This window comes from Buchnera aphidicola (Pemphigus obesinymphae), from assembly GCF_026122815.1.
In the GTDB taxonomy this organism is placed as follows: Bacteria; Pseudomonadota; Gammaproteobacteria; order Enterobacterales; family Enterobacteriaceae; genus Buchnera_C; species Buchnera_C aphidicola_BJ.
The window spans coordinates 1-288 of the sequence record NZ_JAIWQW010000134.1 but is presented as its reverse complement, the minus strand read 5'-3'; the positions used below and the strand labels follow the sequence as shown (position 1 = coordinate 288).

Below are 288 nucleotides of genomic sequence, written 5' to 3'. Positions count from 1 at the left end.
AATTTACATACTAACATTAAACATAAAAAAATATATAGAACTAGTAAATTAATTAGTGAAATTTGTAACACTATTATTCCATCCAATAAAGCTAGTGTAGGAACTAATGCTTTTTCTCATTCATCTGGTATTCATCAGGATGGTATATTAAAAAATAGGAAAAATTATGAAATAATTACACCAGAAAGTAATGGTTTAAAACCTATTAAATTAAATTTAACATCACGCTCTGGCAGAGCTGCTGTAAAACATTATATGACAGAAATGGGTTATGATGAAAAGTTATAT

General features: G+C 25.7%; 1 pseudogene. It reads left to right on the top strand.

The features are described 5' to 3' along the window. A pseudogene (locus LDP10_RS03445) lies at nucleotides 1-288 on the top strand (2-isopropylmalate synthase); the annotation flags it as partial.